Genomic DNA, 18,496 nt, shown 5'->3' on the forward strand with positions numbered 1-18,496 from the left:
CATGCAGAGGCACACCCTCCGACGACTTCAACCGCGCGGTCTCCATCGGCTCGCCAACGGCCGTCCCGACCCGGAACGCGGGCGTCACATCCGGCTCGAACCGCCCCACATGCGCGGCCTCCGTAAACGGCCCGCCCCCCTCGATCCGCTGCGCAGGCATCACATCCGGCTCGAACCGCCCCACATGCGCGGCCTCCGTAAACGGCCCACCGCCCTCAATACGCTGCGCAGGCATCACATCCGGCTCAACCCAGCCAACCCGCGCGGCCTCCGTAAACGGCCCACCGCCCTCAATACGCTGCGCAGGCATCACATCCGGCTCAACCCAGCCAACCCGCGCCGCCTCCGTAAACGGCCCGCCCCCCTCAATACGCTGCGCAGGCATCACATCCGGCTCGACCCAGCCAACCCGCGCGGCTTCGCCGAACGTCGGCGCCTCCACGCCGATCCGCTCACCTTCCGGAATGCGCATGGTGTGCGCGGGTTCGACGCCGGGGTCGATCGCGAACCAGGGCACGTCGTTGCTCATGGGGGGTTCCTTAGTGAGTACGGATCAGCGCGGGGGTAGCGGGGCGGCGGCGGTCAGTCCGCGGGGGCGGCCAGGCGGGTGAGTGCGGCGCGCAGGAACGGGCTGGGAACCTGGTAGCCACCCTCCTCCCGGATCGGAGTCGGCTTGGCGGCTGCCGCAGGAGCCGCCGCACTCACCGGAGTTGCGGGGGTGGCCGGTGTGGCCACCGCCTCCGCGGCCTCGCCGTGTCCGCGCCGCGCGGCGACGCTGCGGGCCCGATCCAGGTACTCGGCGTCCCCGCCCGCCTTCGACTCACCGGACGAGCTGGACGACCCGGACGACCCAGCCGAGCCGGACGACCCGGACGCCTTCGACTCCCCGCGCGCCTCGGCCGCGACACTCTCCTGAGTCGGCGTCACCGCCTCCCCCGCGACGGGAGTCGCCGCCTCGCCGTCGGCAGTGACGGTGGCACCCAGCAGCACGCCCGCGAGCTGGTTGAGGACGGCCTGCTCGCTGGCGGGGGCCGCCGCGGCTTCGGCGGCTGCCACGGGCTCGGGCTCGGGCGCCGTGAGGACGCCTTCGGCGCGGGCGTCGTCGAGCCAACGGCGGCGGGCGCGCTGCCAGTTGCGGTCGCGGGGGTCGACCTCGCCGGCCTGGCCGAGGATGCCGCTGTCGTGCAGCAGTGCCTCTTCTTCCTCGCCCTCCGGTCCGAACCGGCTGGGGCCGAGGAAGCGGTTGGCGCCCTTCTTCTCGCCCTTGCCGCCCCGTCCGGCGCCGCCCATGCCGCCGCCGTGGGCGCCGCCCATGCCACCGGCGGCGGCACCGGCACCGCGGGCACCGGCGCCGGCACCACGTCCACCGGCCGCACCGCCGCCTCGCATGCCGCCACCGCCGGCACCACCGGCGCCCGCGCCGGCCAGCGCGCCGCCGGCCCGGCCCATCGCGCCCATCGCGTTGCCGAAGGCGCTCGCGCCGCCGGCGCCGCCGAAGCCGCCACCGCCGAGCCCGGCGCCGCCGAGTCCGGCGCCGCCCGCGCCGCCGAACGCGGAGAGTCCGGCGCTGCCGACGCCGCCGAGCCCGGAGTGGCCGATGCCAAGGCCGGGGCCGCCGGAGCCGAGGTCGCCGAGGCCGGCCAGGTTGAGCGAGCCCTTCGGGCTGACCGGGAGGGGCGTGAAGGTCGGCGGGTGTCCGCCGCTGGACAGGTCCGGCACGTGGCCGGGCGGCGGCGTGAACGGCTTCATGATGCTGGGCGTCTTGGCGCCGCCGTGGCCGCCCGCACCACCACCGCCGCCACCGGCCCCGCCGCCCGCGCCGCCGCCCTTGCCACCGGCCCCGTCACCCGCACCGCCGCCCGCACCGCCGCCGGCACCGTCGCCGCCGCCGCCGATCCCGTCCGGTCCGGCGCCCGCGCTGTCGATGCCGAGGCCCGAGCCGCCTCCGGCGCCCGCGCCGCCTCCGCCGCCGCCACCGCCGTTGAGCGTGCAGGTCTTGCCGATGCCGTTCATGTCGGCGATCTGGTTGGCGTTGTTGCGCAGGATGCCGTCGACCTGGTTGCTGACGCCGCTGACGTACTGGTGGTACAGGCTGGCGGCCTGCTTGACGCCCTCGGAGTTGGCGATGTCGTCGTGCTTGCCCGCCGGGTTCTGCGCCATGTACGTCTTGGCGTAGTCGAGTTCCCGGATCATCTCGTTCTTGGTGTCGATCACCGCCTGGTGCGCGCCGTGCAGGCCGCTGGCGATGTCGGCTCCGGCCTTGACGGTGGTGGCGACGTGCGAGGCGTCGCCGCCCGCGAACTTCTGCAGGTACGACTGGAAGCTGTCGGCGGCGGCGCCGGACATGCAGGACATGGCGCGCTGGGCGGCGTTGGCGATGCCGCGGATGTGCGAGTCCGCGACCTGGTTCCACTTGTCCCAGGCGGCGGCGAGGTCGCCGATCAGGTCCTCATTGCCGTCGGGGAACGAGATGTCCTTGCCGTTCTCGTTCTTCTGCACGGTCTTGAGCACTTCGGCGAGGTCGGCCGGCAGCTCGATCATGGCGGGAAGCTCTCTCGGATGGTGGGTGCGTCGGCGGCTGACACCGGATCAGCCGCCGTGGTGCGGGTGTGCGGTGTGGGTCAGATCAGGTTGCGGCCGCCGCCGCCCGGGCCGTGCGGCTCCGGCGGGGGCTTGGGCTTGTTGTAGTCCAGCGACGGCCCGTCCTGGGTGTGGTAACCCCCGTTGTCCGGCGGCGGCACCGGCGCGGGCGCAGGCGTGGGCGCAGGCGTGGGCGTGGGCGTGGGCGTGGGCGTGGGGGACGGGGCCACGGCCGGGGTGAGCGGCGCGAGCGGGGTACCGTCGCCGGCGCTGATCCGGCTGAGCGCGGAGGCGTGCTCCTCGTCGTTGGCCTGGTGCCGGGCGGCCATGGTCTGCAGGTTGGTGCCCATCGCGGTGGCGTTGCTGAGCAGCAGCTTGATGCCCGCCAGCACGTCCTTCTGGTGCTTGTTGAAGCCGCCGACCGAAGATCCGCCGCCGGTCAGCGACTTGCCCAGCAGGTCGGTCCCGTACACCGAGTCCTCGACCATGTTGATGTGGGCTTCCAGCTGGGCGAACGGCCCTTGCATTTCCTCCAGCAGCGCTGCGATCGTCTTGGCTGCCGCCTGGACCTCGTCCAGGTCGATGTTCACGCCGTCACCGGCCATCCGTCCCGCCCTCTCCCGATGTCTGCTCCCCGACGGTGCGGGCCGGTGAAGGGGCGTTGCATGGAGGCCGGGGGCGACCGGGCGAGCGAGGGGCCGTACGCGGTGCCACGGGCAGTCCCGCGCACCCGCGGCTACCGCACGGAATCATCCTTGCGGTAGCCGTTTGCCTTCGGCTTGCGCTTCACTAACGCGCCGGTTTCCGGCGATTCACTAACGCTCCGGTTTCCTGCTCCCACCAGGGGCTCACGACAGCCCCAGCTGCTCCGCTCGCCGCCGGTGCGCGGTGGCGGCGTTGGCCAGTCCGGCGGCGTCCTCGGCGGCGGCGAGCGCGCCGAGGACCTCGGCGGTGGCCTCGTCGTGGCCGATCTGCTCGGCCTCGGCGAGGGCCGCGTTCAGCCGGCTGCGGGCCGCGGCGTGGCGGCCGAGCGCGGACAGCCCCTCGCCGCAGGCGGTGTGCAGCAGGACCCGGCGCGAGGACGGAATCTGATCCTCCGTCAACTCCAGCCCGAACAGTGCCTGTTCGATCGCGTGGGCGGGACGGCCGGTGACCAGCAGGTGGCGGGCCAGGTGCTGGAGGGCGAGAGTGACGGTGTGGGTGTGGCCGATGGCGAGGGCGATCTCCAGGGCCTGGGTGAGGTTGTTGCCGGCCGTGGTGGTGTCGCCGAGTTCGGACTGGACGGCGGCCAGGTTGACCAGTGCGACGGCCCGGCCGACCTGGTTGCCGGCCCTGGCGGCGAGTTCGGCGGCCGGGGTCAGGCAGGTGACGGCCTCGGGCAGCCGCCGGTTGGAGACCAGCACCCAGCCGAGCATGGCCCGCACCTGGCTCTCGCCGTCCGCGTCGCCGCACTCCAGGGTGGCGTCCAGGGCGTGTTCCAGCTGGGACACCCAGCCGTCCCGCAGACGGCGCAGGATCAGCGGCCACTGGGTGAGGACGAGTCGCCAGACCCGTTCCGGCGAGGCGGTGGCGATCACCTGGGCGAGTGTTTCGCGGTGCGCGCCGAGCCAGCGAATCGCGTCCTCGCCGCTGTCGAACTCCGCGACGGCGCGCGGCCGGTGGCTGCCCACCGGGGGTTCGCAGCAGGGCTTGCTGCCGGGTTCGGCGGCCTGGGCGGCGGCCAGGCCGGTGTACAGGTACTGGTCGGCGAGCCGTTCCCGGGCGAGGCGCTGTTCGGCGGGGTGGGTGCGGCTGCTCAGTTCGCGGGCGTACAGCCAGACCAGGTCGTGCAGGGTGTAGCGGCCGCCGTCGGTCTCGGTGATCAGGTGGGTGGCGGCCAGCTGGTCGAGGGCCTCGGCGGCGGCCGACGGGTCCAGGTCGCCGAGCGCGGCGGCGGTGTGGGCGTCGATCACCGGGCCGGGGTGGAAGCCCAGGGTGCGGAACAACTGGGCGGTGACAGGCGGGAGTTGCTCGTAGGAGATGCGCAGCGCGCTGGCCACGCTGATCTCCTCGGCGGCGAGGTGGCCGAGCCGGCGCTGTTCGTGGCGGAGTTGTTCGGTGATCGCGGCGAGGCCGCGGCGCGGGTCGGCGGCGATCTTGGCGGCGGCGATCCGCAGGGCCAGCGGCAGGCCGTCGCAGAGCCGGGCGAGTTCGCGGGCGGCCTCGGGTTCGGCGGCGATCCGGGCCGGGCCGAGCACCCGGGCGAGCAGCGCCGTGGACTCCTCGGGGCCGAGCACGGCGAGCGGCAGCGGGCGGGCGAGTTCGGCGGCGACCAGGCCGAGCATCCGGTGGCGGCTGGTGACGACGGCGACGGAGTCGGCGCCGGCCGGCAGCAGCGGCCGGACCTGGGCGGTGTCGCGGGCGTTGTCGACCACCACCAGCAGTCGGCGGCCGGTGGTGATCCGCCGGTACAGGGCGGCGCGGGCGGTGGTGCCGGCCGGCAGGTCCTCGCGGGCGACGCCGAGCGCGGCGAGGAGTTCGGCGATCACCTCGTCGAGGTCGCGGCCGGGGCGGTCGCTGAAGCCGCCGAGGTCGGCGAAGAGCAGGCCGTCGGGGAAGCGTCCGGCGTTGCGGTGCGCCCAGTGCAGGGCGAGGGCGGTCTTGCCGACCCCGGCCGGTCCGGTGATCAGCGCGATCGCGCCGTCCGGTCCGCTGCGCACCGCGTCGGCGAGGGTGGCGAGTTCGGCGTCGCGGCCGTGGAAGCCGCGCGGGGCGCGCGGCAGCAGGTCGATGGCGGGGAGGTTCTCGATCGCGGGCGGTCCGGCGGGCGAGGGCACCTTCCATTCGACTTCCGCCATTACCACGGGAGTTGACGGAACAACCGGGGCCGGGGCCGGGGCCGGAGCCGGGGGCTCGGTGGGTTCGCCGCGCAGGATCCGTTCGTACGCGGCGTTCAGCGCCCGCCCGGGGTCGACGCCGAGCCGGTCGGCGAGCGATTCGCGGGTGCGGTGGTACCAGTCGAGCGCGTCGCACTGCCGTCCGGCCTTGAACAGCGCCAGCATCAGCGCGGAGACCAGCGATTCGCGCAGCGGGTGGGCGACCGTTTCGGCGCGCAGCAGTTCGGCGGCCCGGGCGGGGTCGCCGAGCCGCTGGTAGTGGTCGGCGAGGGATTCGACGGCGGCGAGCCGGTTCTCCTCCAGGGTCTGCCGCCAGGCCTCCAGCGGGGGGCTGGCGACGGTGCCGGTGAGGGCGGGTCCGCGCCACAGGGCGAGCGCGTGCTCCAGCGCGTCGACCACGTCCACCGAGCGTGCCTCGACCCGGGCGGCGGCCACCAGGGTGTCGAACTGCTCGACGTCCAGGCGTCCTTCGGGCAGGTGCAGGGTGTAGGCGTCACCGGCGGTGGCGAGTTGGACGCCCTGGCCGGTGGCGCCCTGCTCGGTGAGCAGGGCGCGCAGCCGGGATATGTGGCTCTGCACCACGGTGCGGGCGTTGGCGGGGGGTTCGGCGATCCACAGCGCCTCGGTGAGCTGGGCGACCGAGACCGCCCGGTTGCGGCGCAGCAGCAGCAGGGCGAGCACGCTGCGCCGCTTCTCCGGTCCGAGTCGCAGTTCGCCGCCTTCGGCGTCATCCGCCGAAACGGCCCCGAGCAGCCGGAACTTCACCGCAGTAACCCCCAACTCCCCCCGAGTCGTGTCCGGTGAGGGAGGCTACCGGGTCGTTATCCGGTACACCCAATCAGGGCGGTCCGGACGGACCGTCAGAGGGTCATCGCACCGGCCGGGGTGACGATCCGCAGGCCCGCCTCGTCGAGTTCGATGGCCAGCGGAGTGCCGTCCAGCGCGGCTTCGTTGAGCAGGGTGGCGCTGCTCAGGTGCCACAGCCGCAGGGTGCCGGCGGCGTCTCCGGCGGCGAGCAGTGCCTCGCCGTCGAGCTCGCGGCCGACCACGGCGCGGACGGCGGCGCCGCCGCCGGTCAGCAGGGCGATGCGCTGGCCGCTCTGGACGTCCCAGACCAGCACGTTGCCGTCGGAGGTGCCGGCGATCAGCGTGGGGCGGTCGCCGATCTCGGTGAAGGACAGCACCTCGGCGGGCCGGGTGAGGCCTTCGCAGACCGGTCCGGCGGCGCCGCTGCCGGCGTGCCACATCCGGACCTTGAGGTCCTCGCCGGCGGTGGCGAGGATCGGCTGCCCGCCGGCGACGACGGCGGCCAGCGCGGTGATCGGTCCGTGGCCGGTGGCGAAGCGCCGGCTGTCGTCGCCGGTGGCGGCGGCGCGGACGGCGATTACGCCGTCGCGGCCGGCCGAGGCCAGCAGCGGCTGGTCGCCGGTGGTGAAGGCGAGTCCGGTGACGGCGCCGGCGTGCGGGACGGGCAGCGGGTTGGCGGTGCCGTCGGCGAGGCGGTGGCTGCGGACGGCGCCGGCGGTGGTGCCGCAGACCAGCAGCGGGCCGTCGGGGCCGTCGGCGGTCAGGTCGAGGGTGTGCACGGGGCCGCCGTCGGCCGCCAGGTCGAGGAGCTGGCTGCCCGTCGGGGCGTCCCAGACGAGGAGCGTGCCGTCGCCGAAGCCGGCGGCGAGGACGGGGCGGCCGCCCAGGGCGCCGGTGGCGAGCGCGGTGAGCGGGCTGCCGGGGCGCCCGGCGGGGGCGACGGTGCGGGCGGCGCCGGTGGCGGCGTCCCAGGCGGTGATCCGGCCGGTCTCGTCGCCGGTGAACAGGACGCCGTCGGTGGCGGCCAGCGCGGTGAGCCAGCTGCCGGCGGGCCAGCCGTGCAGCGGGCGGCCGTCGTACACGTCCCAGGTGCGCACGGTGCCGTCGAGGGCGCAGGAGGCGAGTACGGGGCGCTCGTCGAGGGTGGTGAAGGCGAGGCCGGTGACGGTGCCGGTGTGGCCGGCGAGTTCGGCGACCAGCTGGCCGGTGGCGAGGTCCCAGACCCGGACGGTGCGGTCGTGGCCGCCGGTGGCGAGCACGGCCTGGTCGTCGACGGTGAGGACGGCCATCGAGCGGACCTCGCCGCGGTGGCCGACGAGCAGGTGCAGCTGCTCGCCGGTGCCGGCGTCCCAGACCCGCACGGTGCCGTCGGCGGCGGCCGCGGCCAGCAGGTCGATGCCGGCGCAGTGCGCGGCGCGCAGCACGGTGGCGCCGTGGCCGCCGGTGGGCAGGTTGCCGAGGACGCGGCCGTCGTCGGCGCGCACGGCGCGCAGGTCGCCGCCCTGGCCGGCCGAGAACGCCACCGGGATGTCCCGGCAGATCAGCGCGGCCACGGCCTGGGCGCCTTCGCCGCCGGTGGAGCCGTGCACGACCTGGCCGGTGGTGGCGTCCCACACCTGCACCGAGCCGTCGCCGCCGCCGACGGCGAACAGCGAGCGGCCGCCGGCCTCGCCGAGGGCGACGGCGGACGGGGCGAGGCCGGCGTCGGAGTCGGAGCCGCCGAGCGAGGCGGCGTCGTCGAGGGCGGTCAGGCCGAACGAGCCGTCCTCCTCGACCAGGGCGTACGCGGCCCGGCCGCCGACGGTGCCGACGGCGGCGGCGCTGCGGGCGCCGTGCGCGGCCGGGTGGCCGAGGGCGACCGCGCCGGGCAGCGCGGCGGGTTCACCGGGCTCGCCGAACGCCTGGGCCAGCAGGGTCGCGAACGGGGCGACGGCGGCGGGCACCGGCGCGTCGGTGCCGTCGGCCCACTGCCGGTCCTGACGGCCGTTCAGGCCGGCCACGGTGAGCCGGCGGCCGGCCGTCGGGGCGGCGGCGCCGGGCACCGGCGCCGGGGCCTCGCCGAGCGCGGACAGCACCCGGACGATCAGTGCGGCGTCCACCCGTCCGGTGCGCTCCTGCCCGTCCCGGGTGGCGCGGAACCCGTCGGCGGTGATCAGCAGCTCGCCGAGCGCGCTGTCCTCCAGCCGGAGGCTGCTTTCTGACATATCGTCACTCCTGGTTCAGGTGCGGGGAGTTGCCTGGTGGTGTCCCCGGGGGTCAGCAGAGGTCTTCCGGTACGAGGGTCGCGTACACGGCGTCGTGCAGTCGCTGGGTGCGTGAGCTGCGGAACAGCGCGGGGCGGTAGCCGGCCCGGCGGAAGCCGATCGCGGCGCCCGTCACCTGGCTGGGCATGTTGTCGGCGGCGGCGAACGCGTCGATCCGGCGCAGGCCGAGCCGCTCGAACCCGAACCGGCACACCAGCCGCATCGCGCTCTTCGCGGTGCGCAGCCGGCGGTGCTCGGGCAGCAGCCAGACGGTCATCTCGGCGCTGTCCTCTTCCGCGTCGAGGTTGACCAACTCGGCCCAGCCGACGGCTCCTCCGGCTTCCTCGACGGTGAAGTAGGCGGCCCGTCCGGTCTCCCAGAGCATCGGCGGGATCTCGGTCAGCCAGCGCTCGGCGGCGGCCAGGTCCCGGTGCGGGATCACCGCCTGGAGGAATTCGCGCACCAGCGGATCGTGGGTGCCGCGGTGCACCAGGGCGGCGTCCGCGGGCAGCGGCCTGCGCAGCACCACGTCGCCGTCCGTCAGCGGATCGTCCCGCACCTCGGCGAGCGCTCTCATGGCCACCCCCGTCGCCTCACCGGGCCGCCCGGCAGCTGCCCCGGCGTACCCTCCCCCGCCCATCGACCACGCGTCAAGTCAACCATATTCCACGGCTGTTCCTGCACGTCAGCGGGACGTTAGTGGGACGTGAGCACGCCCCGGAAGACTCATTTGCGGGGTTCGTCACTCCAGTCCCGCCGCCCACCCGGCCCACCTCTCTCCCGGGCCGGGCGCCCCCGCTACGGGCGGCGGGACGCCCCCCTTCTACCGGCGCACCGCGCTCGCGCCCGCGGGCAGTGGGGCGGCGCGCAACTCCCGCACCACCGCCCGCACGGCGGCCGTCCGGGCCAGCTCGGGGGTGGTGACGTAGCCGACCTCCCGGGACGGACGCTCCGCGCCGAGATCGGTGACGGCCAGCCCGTCGGGCAGCCGGTCCAGGGAGAGCATCGGCATGATCGCCATCCCGAGGCCCTGCGCGGCGAGCGACAGCACCACGGTGTCGTCGGAGACGTTGATGGTCGCGGACGGGATCCAGTCCTGCCGGCGCCACCAATCGGCCGTGTACGAGCCGTAGTTCTCGTCCCAGTCGACCAGCGGCAGACTGCGCGGATCCGGATGCCCCTGCTGGTGGGCGAGCGCGTAGCCCTCCCGGTACAGCGGCACCGCGACCAGCCCCCGCGGAATCGCCGCACCCATCGTGGCCAGCGCCAGATCGGCCCGGCCGTCGGCGACCTCCCCCGCGGTGCCCCGCCCCAAGTCCCGCACCACCCGCACCTCGGGCTCCAACTCCGGGCAACTGACCGCCAGCCGGGCCAGCACCGCCGGCAGCACCCGCCCCGCCGCACTCCGGAACGCGACGATCCGCACCGGCCCGCGCGGCCCGCCGGGCTCCCCCTGCCGCGCCTCCCCGGGCAGCGCCGCCAGCAGCCGCAGAATCCGCCGGGCGTGCCCCACCACCCGCTCCCCCGCCGCCGTCGGCACCGCCCCGCGCCGCCCCCGCTCGAACAGCACCGCCCCCAACTTCCGCTCGCACCCCCGCACCGCGTGCGACACCGCCGACTGCGTCAGCCCCAGCCGCTCCCCCGCCGCCGTGAACCCACCGCTCTCGGCCACCGCCACCAACACCCGCAGCTCCTGCGGAAGAAGATCCTCTGCCACCTCCGCAGCGTACGGCGTCAGGGCCGGCGCCGACCCACCGCACCGACGCCGTACGCGGCTCCCGCCGCGAGGAGCAGCACGGCGGCCGGTACCGCCAGGTTCAGCAACTGCCGGATTCCCGCCGGGTCGCTGAACACATCGACCGGAACGCCGAGATCGTGCATCACGGCGAAGGAGTCGCGGGTGGCGAAGACGTAGGCCAGAGCGCCGAATCCGACCGCGAACGCGAACAGCCCGGCACTACGCTCGGCCACCGCCAGCGCGAGCAGCACGGGGGCGATCACCAGCAGCGGCGTGGCCCCGTTGAACACCATCAGCATCGGTGTCTCCGCCCAGGCCAACGGCGAGCGGAAACCGTGCCAGTCCGCCCAGGTCAGGCCCGTCGTAGCCGCCGCCAGCAGCACCGCGACCAGCACCCCCACGACGGCCCGCCGGCCCGCCCCCGCCCGCCGGTACCACCATCCGAGCGCGCAGCTGCCGATCACCAGCGCGGCCAGCCAGTACAGCTGGACCCTTCCGGGATGCGCCAGCGCGTAGCTGCCCAGAATCCCCTCCGGCGACGCGTACGGTGCGACGCACCCGAACCCCCCTTCCACCGCTGGGATTTCCGGCCCGCAGAACCGAGCCGGCGTTCGATAGAGCGGCAGGGACAGTGCGAGCAGCGCCCCGCACACCATCAACGCGAACCAGTACCGCCGTGCCGCAGCCATCCCCGCCCACTCCTCCCAGACCCCAACCGGACAGGCCTTGGACGCGCCCGGGCGGGACCCGGTTCCGCGACGTCCCCCGGCCGCCGGACCGGGGGACGTCCCACCTCAGCGGGTCAGCGGCGACCGGGCGATCACGGTCCGATCCTTGCTCTCCTTCGGATCGACCGCCGCGGGCAGCGTCAGCACCACCTCGTAGTCACCCGGGTGCGCCCAGATCTGCGGCCAGGTCACGGACGGGCACAGCGTGTTCTGCTCGCGCAGCTTCATGGCGAACGGCTCGCCCACCCGAAGCAGCCACGTCTGGCCCCCTAGGGTCCCCTTCATCGGCGGATCGCCCCGCCCGATCAGTGTGAACCCGCCGCCGACGACGGCGCCGTCCTTGAGGTACAGCACCTCCAGGGCCGGGCCCGGACTGCCTCCCATGCCCACCGCCCGTTCCGCGCTGAGCGCGGCGTCGATGGCCGGACCCGTCTCGTTGCTCACCCGCTCGACGGAGCTCACCGACATCGAGAACCCGGCGATGTCGGGTGCCACGCCCTCGGCCTTCAGCGGTTCGCCGCACTTCTGACCCAACACGGTGTCGGTCGACGGCGCGGACGCCGCCCCTGCTCCGCCCGCTCCGGGCGAGGCCACCGCCGGGCCCGCCGGCCCGGTCGGCCCCACCGTGGTGAAGACGGCGCCCGCCACCGCCAGGACGGCCCCGGCCGTCAGCGCCGAGCGCGTCCTGCGGCGTCGGCGGACCGCCCGCGTGAGCCGTTCGGTGTCCACCTGCAGCGGTCCGGCCAGGTCGGCCGCCTCAGGCAGGCCCCTTCGAAGGTCTTCCGGGTTCATGCGCTCACACCTTCCCCAAGTTCTCGACAAGTGTCCGTAAGTGCCACACCCAGCCGCTCCAGCGCGTCGCTGAGGTGTCGTTTCACCGTTCCTTCGCGGCGCCCGAGCCGCTCCGCGACCGCCGCCACCGGCAGGTCCTCGTAGTACCGGAGCACCACGCAGGCCCGCTGGGTCGGCGACAACGCGCCGAGCGCGACCACCAGTTGGAGCCGGTCCGCGAGCTGTTCGCTGCCGTCCGGGCCGACCGGGTCCTCGGCCAGCTGCGGCACCAGCGCGCGGTAGCGCGCTCTGCGCCGGTACAGGTCCAGGTAGCGGTTGAGCATGGTGCGGCGGACGTACCCCTCGATCTCCCCGAGCCGCCAGGCGCGTCGCGGGCGCGCGAACACCCGCACCAGCGCCTCCTGGACCAGGTCCGCCGCCTCTGCCCGGTCTCCCGTCAACAGGAAGCCGTAGCGCTGCAGTTCGGCGCCCCGGGTCGCCACCAACTCGGTGAGTTGATCCGCCCATTCGGCCACGTTTCCCCCTCTCCTCGCCTCTCACCCGTCACCACGAACAGCGGGCGGGTTTCGTTGGGGGGCATCCAGGCATGAACGCCGCTCATGGATCGCGGGCTGCCATCAACGCCGGGCTCTGCCACGGCCGCACCGCCCGCCCTAGCGTTTCTCCTCGTCAACCCCGTTCATCTCTCGGAGCGTTCACCATGTCCAGCACCGCCACCCGCCACGCCCGGGCCGTCCACCTGCTCGCCCGTCCGACCGGACTGCCCACCGCCGATCAGTTCGCCTTCGTGGACGACGAACTGCCGCCGCTCACCGAGGGCAGCGCGCTGGTCGAGAACGCCTACCTGTCCGTGGACCCGTACATGCTCGGCATGATGGAGGAGGCCGACGGCGGCAACGAACTGAACGCCCCGATGGAGGGCCGGACGGTGGGGCGCGTGGTGGAGTCCCGCAGCGCCGCGCTCCCCGTCGGCACGGCGGTGCTCCACCGCCACGGCTGGCGCACCCACTCCGTGGTGACCCGCGAGGACGTGCGGGTGCTGCCCGATCTGCCGGGCGTCCCGCTCAGCGCGTACCTGGGCGTCCTCGGCGGCACCGGCCTGTCCGCGTACGTCGGCCTCACCCGGGTCGCCCACCTGGCCGACGGCGAGGACGTGTTCATCTCCGCGGCGGCCGGCGGCGTCGGCACCGCCGCCGGTCAGCTGGCCCGGCTGCTCGGCGCCCGCCGGGTGATCGGCTCGGCCGGCTCCCCCGCGAAGGTCGCCTTCCTCACCGAACAGCTCGGCTTCGACGCCGCGTTCGACTACCACGACGGCCCGGTCGCCGACCTGCTGACCGCCGCCGCCCCCGACGGCATCGACGTCTACCTCGACAACGTCGGCGGCGACCACCTGTCCGCCGCGATCAACTCGATGCGCGACTTCGGCCGGATCGCCTGGTGCGGCGCGATCGGCCAGTACCTCACCGAACCGCCCGCCGCCCCGCACAACCTGTTCGAACTGGTCGGCCGCAGCATCCGCCTCGAAGGCTTCCTGGTCCGCAACCACATGGACGCCCAGGAGGAGCTGTACGCCCTGCTCGGCCCGCACCTGGCCTCCGGCCGGGTGATCGCGCCGGAGACCGTGCTGGACGGCCTCGACCGCACCGTGGACGCCTTCCTCGGCGTGCTCACCGGCGCCAACACCGGAAAGATGCTGGTCCGGCTGTGACTCCTACTCCGCTGCCGCCAGCCGCAGTTGCTCGTCCTCCACGATCCTCACCGCGAGCGCGCGGTCCGAGACGTCCACCGCCTCGGGGGCCGACTCGGCGAGATCGCTGCGCCGCGCGTAGCTGTCGAACAACTCGGCCTTGCCGCGCAGCCGTTCGACCAGACCGCGGTCCAGGCTGTCGGTGGCGAGCAGCCGGTGCACCCGGACCCGGCGGATCTGACCCATCCGCTGGGCCCGGGCCACCGCCTGGTCCTCCAGCGTCGGCTTGAGCTGCGGTTCGCACAGCACCACCACGTTCGCCGCCTGCAGGTTCAGACCCAGCCCGCCCGCCTGGATCTGGCACAGCAGCACCGCATGGCCGTCCACGGCGGTGAACTCGTCCACCAACTCCTGCCGCGCCTCGGCGGCCAGCGCCCCGGAGATCGTGCCGGCGACCACGTCCCCCAGCGCCTCCCCGACCGTGCCCAGCACCTCCCGGAAGTACGAGAACACCACCACCTTGTGGTTACTCTCGGCCGCCTCCGCCACCAGCTCGCGCAACCGCCGCAACTTCGCCGAATGCGCGGGCTCCGCGTACGCGGCCCGCCGCATCGCCATGAAGTTGCCCTCCGCGACGGCCGCGGCGTACGCGGCCCGATCCGGCCCGGACAGCTCGTCCCACTCGTCCACCCGCACCACGTCCGGCAGTTCGGTCAGCACGTCCTGCTGGTTGCGCCGCAGGTACGCGGGCGCGACGGCCCGCCGGAACGCGACCGACCCCGCCACGCCCAGCCCCGTGGGCAGCTCCGCCAGCAACTCCGGCTGAAGATGACCGATCAGGGTGCGGAACTCCTCCACCCGGTTCTCCATCGGCGTGCCCGTCAGGAACAGCACACGCTCCGTCCGCCCCGCCCACTCCGCCACCAGCCGGGTGCGCAGCGCGGCCGGGTTCTTCACGAAGTGCGCCTCGTCCACCACCAGCGCGGCCACCGGATCCTCGGGCAGCGTGCGCAGCGACTCGTACGTGGCCACCAGCACACCCCCCTCCGCCAGCCACTTTCCTCTGGCGTCCTCCCGCTCCGGACCGTGATACCGATACGCGGCCAACATCGTCCGACTCGCCGTCTCCCGCTGCCAGTTGACCAGCACGGACGCCGGACACACCACCAGGAAGTGCCGCTCCCCCGCCGCCGCCAGATGCGCCAGCACGGCGAGCGCCTGCACGGTCTTCCCCAGACCCATCTCGTCGCCGATCATCACCCGCTTCCGGGCCAGCGCGAACCGCGCCCCGAACGCCTGATAACCACGCAACGAGACCGTGCAACCGGCATCGTCCAGCCGCTCCGCCCGCACCAACTCGGCCAGCGCGTCCGGCAGATGGCCCTCGGAAGCGCCCCTCTCGACGCCACCGACCCTGCCCTCCTCCACCAACAGCGCCAGCTCGGCGTAGAACTCCGCGGCCCGGTGCTCGAACTCGACCCAGACCTCCACCTCCCCCGCCCCCGGCCGCAACAGATCGGCCCCCGCCTGCGCGAACCGCAGCGGCACCCCGTCGGCCTCCGCCGCCCCGACCTTCTCCTCCAACAACTCGACCGCCCGCCGCGCCTCCTCCCGCCGCCCGGCCCCGGCCACCAGCCCCCTCACCCACCCGCACGCCGGCCCGGCCGCCCCCAACGGCCCCGCCAGCACCGCCTCCAACTCCCTCGCCTCGTCCGCCGCCCGCCGCGCCCCCGGCCCGGCCACCACCAGCCGGTGCAACGCGATCAGCAACTCCGTACTGTCCCCGTCCGGCCGCACGGGATCGATCCGCACCGCCGTACTCTGCTCCACCGCCTCGGCAATCTGCCGCGCCGCCCCCACCAACTGACTTGCCGTAGACCCCCCGATCCCGGGAATCCGCACCAACTCCTGCGCACTCGCCCCACACACCTGCGCAACCGTCCGGTACCCCGCCCCCGCCAGCACCCCGGTCTGCAACCGCCCCTCCGTCACCTCCTTCAACCGCTCAACCGGTATCCCCTCCAACTCCCCCCGCACCAGCCCCCAAAAAATCCGCCCATGCGCCTCCACCACAGCCCCCACCGCAGCCCCCCACGCCGCCACCACCCCCGCGGCAGCCCCCCGCAACCCCTCAGCCCGCCCCACAACCTCCCTGCTCCGCCGCCCACTTCCCACGAACCCCACGCCTCCTCATGCCCAACCCACCAACCGGGGCAATTCTGGCATCCCGAACCGTCACCCCCAGCTGGCCGGAAACCGTGCGCGGACGTCAGCCACCGAAGACAGTGTCAGGCGGCGTGAAGCCTCTGCCATCCCGCCCCCGACGTGCCGCCTCGGCCTCCCGTGCCAGGACGGCTTCCATTGCAGGGGCCAGAATCGGACGCAGTTCGGCGATCAGTTCAGGTGGTGGTGGCGGCGCGGCCGCCACGCGGCGGTGGATGGCCGCAACTGTTTCCGCGCCGAGGATCTTGAGGCGCTCTTCCCTCATCATTCGGGCTCCCGACTGCGAGTAACTTCCTGACGGACGAGCCTTCCGGGTCAAGCGGTTCAAGAGGCCTCATGGCGGCAAATGACCGAGACTTTTTCGTGTGAAGCCGCATGCCGCCAACTCCTGTTCACAGATGCCTCTGCACCGCTTCACTGAGCCGGTAGGAGGGCCCTCCCTGCTCGGTCAGCCGCCCCTGTGGAGCAGCGCGATCAGGTCGCCAGCCATGGCGCGTGTCCCCAACTACCCTGCCAGGCCAAGGTCTTCGGGCCCGCGATCGAGCAGAGCATGCCGGGCGCACTGCTGCTCGTCCGGGTCCAGCACCTGATTCTCGCCCGGGCCGGCGCGGACGGCGGCAACCGCCGCGTCTCCGACCAGATCCGTCACGTCCGGATCAACGAGCTAGGAACCTATCCGTTTCGGGCCAATAGATCGACCGCTCACGTCAGATGCCCCGCGAGGCGCTGAGCGAGTTCCTCAGGTGTGATGGTTTCGATGCCCAGAGCCCTGGCCTTGTCGAGCTTGCTGCCGGCGTTCTCTCCAGCGACGACGAGATGGGTGCGGGCCGAGACGCTTGAGGACGCGCGCCCCCCTGCCCTGGTGATCAATTCGGTCATCTCAGTGCGGGACCAGTCCGAGAGAGGCCCGGTCATCGCGCCGGTTACCACCACGGTCTTCCCGGCCAGCGGCAGCTCGCTCCCGTTCCGCTGGGAGGTCGACTCGGCTTTGGCATCTGCGGTAGCGGGCGGGACGAAACCAGGCTGGTCCATGTTCACGCCTGCAGCGACGAGCTTGTCGATGAGCGTTGAGAGGTCAGCCAGTTCCGCCACGATCACTGGGGCCTTCTCGCCGCCGATGCCGTCGACTTGCTCCAGGGCGACGGAATCGGCGTCTCGGATGGCCTGCATGGAGCCGAAGTGCGCGGCGATGCGCAGCGACATGGAGCGGCCGGTGCCCAGGACGCCGAGGGCGCAAAAGACCCGATTGAGGGGTTGGGTCTTTGCGGCCTCGATGGCGGCCATGAGGTTGTCGGCGCGCTTGTCTCCCATGCGGTCCAGGGTGAGCAACTGGTCGCGGGTGAGGGTGAACAGGTCGGCGAAGTCCTCGATCGATCCCTGGACGACGAGTTGAACGATGATCTTCTCGCCGATGCCGTCGATGTCGAGAGCGTCACGGGCGACGGCGTACCGGATCGCCTCTGTCCGGCCGCAGGCGCGTCCCCGCTCACAGCGCCAGCGCTCCTGGCTGCGGTCGATGCTGGAGCCACAGCGCGGGCAGAGTTCGGGGAAGGCGATGGACTGCTCGCTGCCGGTACGGAGGCCGGCGACCGCGCCTTCGACGCGGGGGATGACTTCGCCGGCTCGGTAGACGACGACGTGGTCTCCGAGCATCAGGCCGCGGCGGGCGATGTCGGCCGGGTTGTGCAGGGTCGCGTAGGTGATGGTGGTGCCGGCGACGTCCACGGGGTCGAGGACGGCGCGCGGGGCGATCACGCCGGTGCGGCCCACGCTCCACTCCACGGCGCGCAGCACAGTGATCTTCTGGGCAGCCGGAAACTTGAAGGCGGTGGCCCAGTACGGGGTACGGGAGCCCATCCCGGCCCGGAACTGGTCGGCGGGGCTGTCGGCCTTGATCACGGCCCCGTCGAGTTCGAAGTCGAGCCCTTCCCGCAGGGCGCCAATCTCCCGTACCCGGTCCATGACCTGGTCCAGGGTCGTGCAGGCCATGGTGGCGACCGGGGTGTCGGCCGTGGTCCCCAGCCCAAGGGCGGCCAGGCGAGCGACGAGCTGGGTGTGGGTGAGCCCGGCGAGGGTGGGATCGCCGGTGTGCTCGGGGTCGGTCAGCGCGGCGTAGGCCAGGAAGGTCTGCCCAATCCGGTAGGCCCGGTCCGTGGCGCGCAGCGAGCCGGAGGAGGCGTTGCGACGGTTGGCGAAAGCCGTGGCGCCGTGCACGGTCCGTAGCGCGTTCGCAGCGGCGAACTGGGCCTCTGTCATGAGGACTTCGCCCCGCACCTCGATCGTGACGGGTTCGGTCAGGGTCATTGGCAGACCGGCGATGTCCCCAATGGCGTGGGACACGTCCTCCCCGGTCGTCCCGTCGCCCCGGGTGACCAGTTGAACCAACTGGCCGTCGCGGTAACGGGCGGCCAAGGCCACACCGTCGAGCTTGGGCTCCACCGCCCAACCTGCCACCGCCGCCCCGCCCAGCCGCCGCTCCAGCGAGACGGCCCATGCCGTCAGCTCCTCGTCCGAGAAGACGTTACCCAGGCTGAGCATCGGGACGTTGTGCTCGACATCTCCAGTGGTCACCCCTGCCGCGACCTGCTGGGACGGGGAGTCGGCAGCGATCTGCCCAGGGTGTGCGTCCTCCCAGGCGGTGATGCCGCGCAGCAGCCGGTCGTATGTCTCGTCGTCCAAGCCCGACTCGCCGGAGCCGTAGTAGGCATCGGCGGCCTTTCGCGCCTTTGCGACGGCTTCAAGGTAGGCGGCCTCGTCGGCAAAGTCGACAGCGGGTGCCGCTGCGGAAGGCTTCGTCATGCTGCCCATTCTGGGGACCGGCA

Annotated in this window: 14 protein-coding genes; 1 reads left to right on the forward strand and 13 read right to left on the reverse strand. The window is 73.5% G+C overall.

Features of this window, described 5'->3' with window-relative positions; translation table 11 throughout:
* The 10 genes from ACFYS8_RS04440 to ACFYS8_RS04485 form a co-directional block, all read right to left on the reverse strand.
* A partial coding sequence (locus ACFYS8_RS04440; protein WP_387635582.1) for a hypothetical protein occupies positions 1–529 on the reverse strand: 529 nt, incomplete at its 3' end.
* A gap of 53 nt (positions 530–582) precedes the next feature.
* On the reverse strand, positions 583–2,541 hold the full coding sequence (locus ACFYS8_RS04445; protein ID WP_387635584.1) for a hypothetical protein: 1,959 nt from the start codon (positions 2,539–2,541) through the stop codon (positions 583–585).
* Between the two features lie 80 nt (positions 2,542–2,621).
* Positions 2,622–3,185 (reverse strand): WXG100 family type VII secretion target, encoded by a 564-nt coding sequence (locus ACFYS8_RS04450; protein ID WP_387635587.1) that lies wholly within the window; start codon positions 3,183–3,185, stop codon positions 2,622–2,624.
* 243 nt (positions 3,186–3,428) lie between these two features.
* Positions 3,429–6,221, reverse strand: a complete 2,793-nt coding sequence (locus tag ACFYS8_RS04455; protein ID WP_387635590.1) for a BTAD domain-containing putative transcriptional regulator — start codon at positions 6,219–6,221, stop codon at positions 3,429–3,431.
* Positions 6,222–6,316: 95 nt separating this feature from the next.
* The gene (locus ACFYS8_RS04460; RefSeq protein ID WP_387635592.1) at positions 6,317–8,467 is read right to left on the reverse strand and encodes a PQQ-binding-like beta-propeller repeat protein; all 2,151 of its coding nucleotides are present in this window, start codon (positions 8,465–8,467) and stop codon (positions 6,317–6,319) included.
* Positions 8,468–8,519: 52 nt separating this feature from the next.
* On the reverse strand, positions 8,520–9,083 hold the full coding sequence (locus tag ACFYS8_RS04465) for a GNAT family N-acetyltransferase (RefSeq protein ID WP_387635595.1): 564 nt from the start codon (positions 9,081–9,083) through the stop codon (positions 8,520–8,522).
* A gap of 246 nt (positions 9,084–9,329) precedes the next feature.
* Positions 9,330–10,223, reverse strand: a complete 894-nt coding sequence (locus tag ACFYS8_RS04470) for a LysR family transcriptional regulator (RefSeq protein WP_387635597.1) — start codon at positions 10,221–10,223, stop codon at positions 9,330–9,332.
* A 17-nt stretch (positions 10,224–10,240) separates the two neighbouring features.
* Complete coding sequence (locus ACFYS8_RS04475) at positions 10,241–10,933, reverse strand: hypothetical protein (protein ID WP_387635600.1); 693 nt, start codon at positions 10,931–10,933, stop codon at positions 10,241–10,243.
* A gap of 105 nt (positions 10,934–11,038) precedes the next feature.
* Positions 11,039–11,764 (reverse strand): hypothetical protein, encoded by a 726-nt coding sequence (locus ACFYS8_RS04480; RefSeq protein WP_387635603.1) that lies wholly within the window; start codon positions 11,762–11,764, stop codon positions 11,039–11,041.
* Complete coding sequence (locus ACFYS8_RS04485) at positions 11,761–12,279, reverse strand: sigma-70 family RNA polymerase sigma factor (protein ID WP_387635605.1); 519 nt, start codon at positions 12,277–12,279, stop codon at positions 11,761–11,763. Before ACFYS8_RS04485 ends, ACFYS8_RS04480 begins: the two co-directional genes overlap by 4 nt.
* A gap of 185 nt (positions 12,280–12,464) precedes the next feature.
* Here ACFYS8_RS04485 and ACFYS8_RS04490 point away from each other — a divergent pair, with 185 nt between their 5' ends.
* A complete protein-coding gene (locus ACFYS8_RS04490; RefSeq protein ID WP_387635608.1) occupies positions 12,465–13,472 on the forward strand; it encodes an NADP-dependent oxidoreductase in 1,008 nt (335 codons plus the stop codon).
* A 3-nt stretch (positions 13,473–13,475) separates the two neighbouring features.
* On the opposite strand, the gene ACFYS8_RS04495 is transcribed toward ACFYS8_RS04490, so the two are convergent.
* The 3 genes from ACFYS8_RS04495 to ligA all read right to left on the reverse strand — a co-directional run bounded on the left by ACFYS8_RS04495 (position 13,476) and on the right by ligA (position 18,473).
* Complete coding sequence (locus tag ACFYS8_RS04495; RefSeq protein ID WP_387636841.1) at positions 13,476–15,626, reverse strand: DEAD/DEAH box helicase; 2,151 nt, start codon at positions 15,624–15,626, stop codon at positions 13,476–13,478.
* Positions 15,627–15,720: 94 nt separating this feature from the next.
* Positions 15,721–15,942, reverse strand: a complete 222-nt coding sequence (locus tag ACFYS8_RS04500; protein ID WP_387635611.1) for a hypothetical protein — start codon at positions 15,940–15,942, stop codon at positions 15,721–15,723.
* A 434-nt stretch (positions 15,943–16,376) separates the two neighbouring features.
* Positions 16,377–18,473 (reverse strand): NAD-dependent DNA ligase LigA, encoded by a 2,097-nt coding sequence (gene ligA, locus ACFYS8_RS04505; protein ID WP_387635613.1) that lies wholly within the window; start codon positions 18,471–18,473, stop codon positions 16,377–16,379.
* Positions 18,474–18,496: the final 23 nt, after the last annotated feature.

This window comes from Kitasatospora sp. NPDC004615, assembly GCF_042873545.1.
Classification (GTDB): Bacteria; Actinomycetota; Actinomycetes; order Streptomycetales; family Streptomycetaceae; genus Kitasatospora.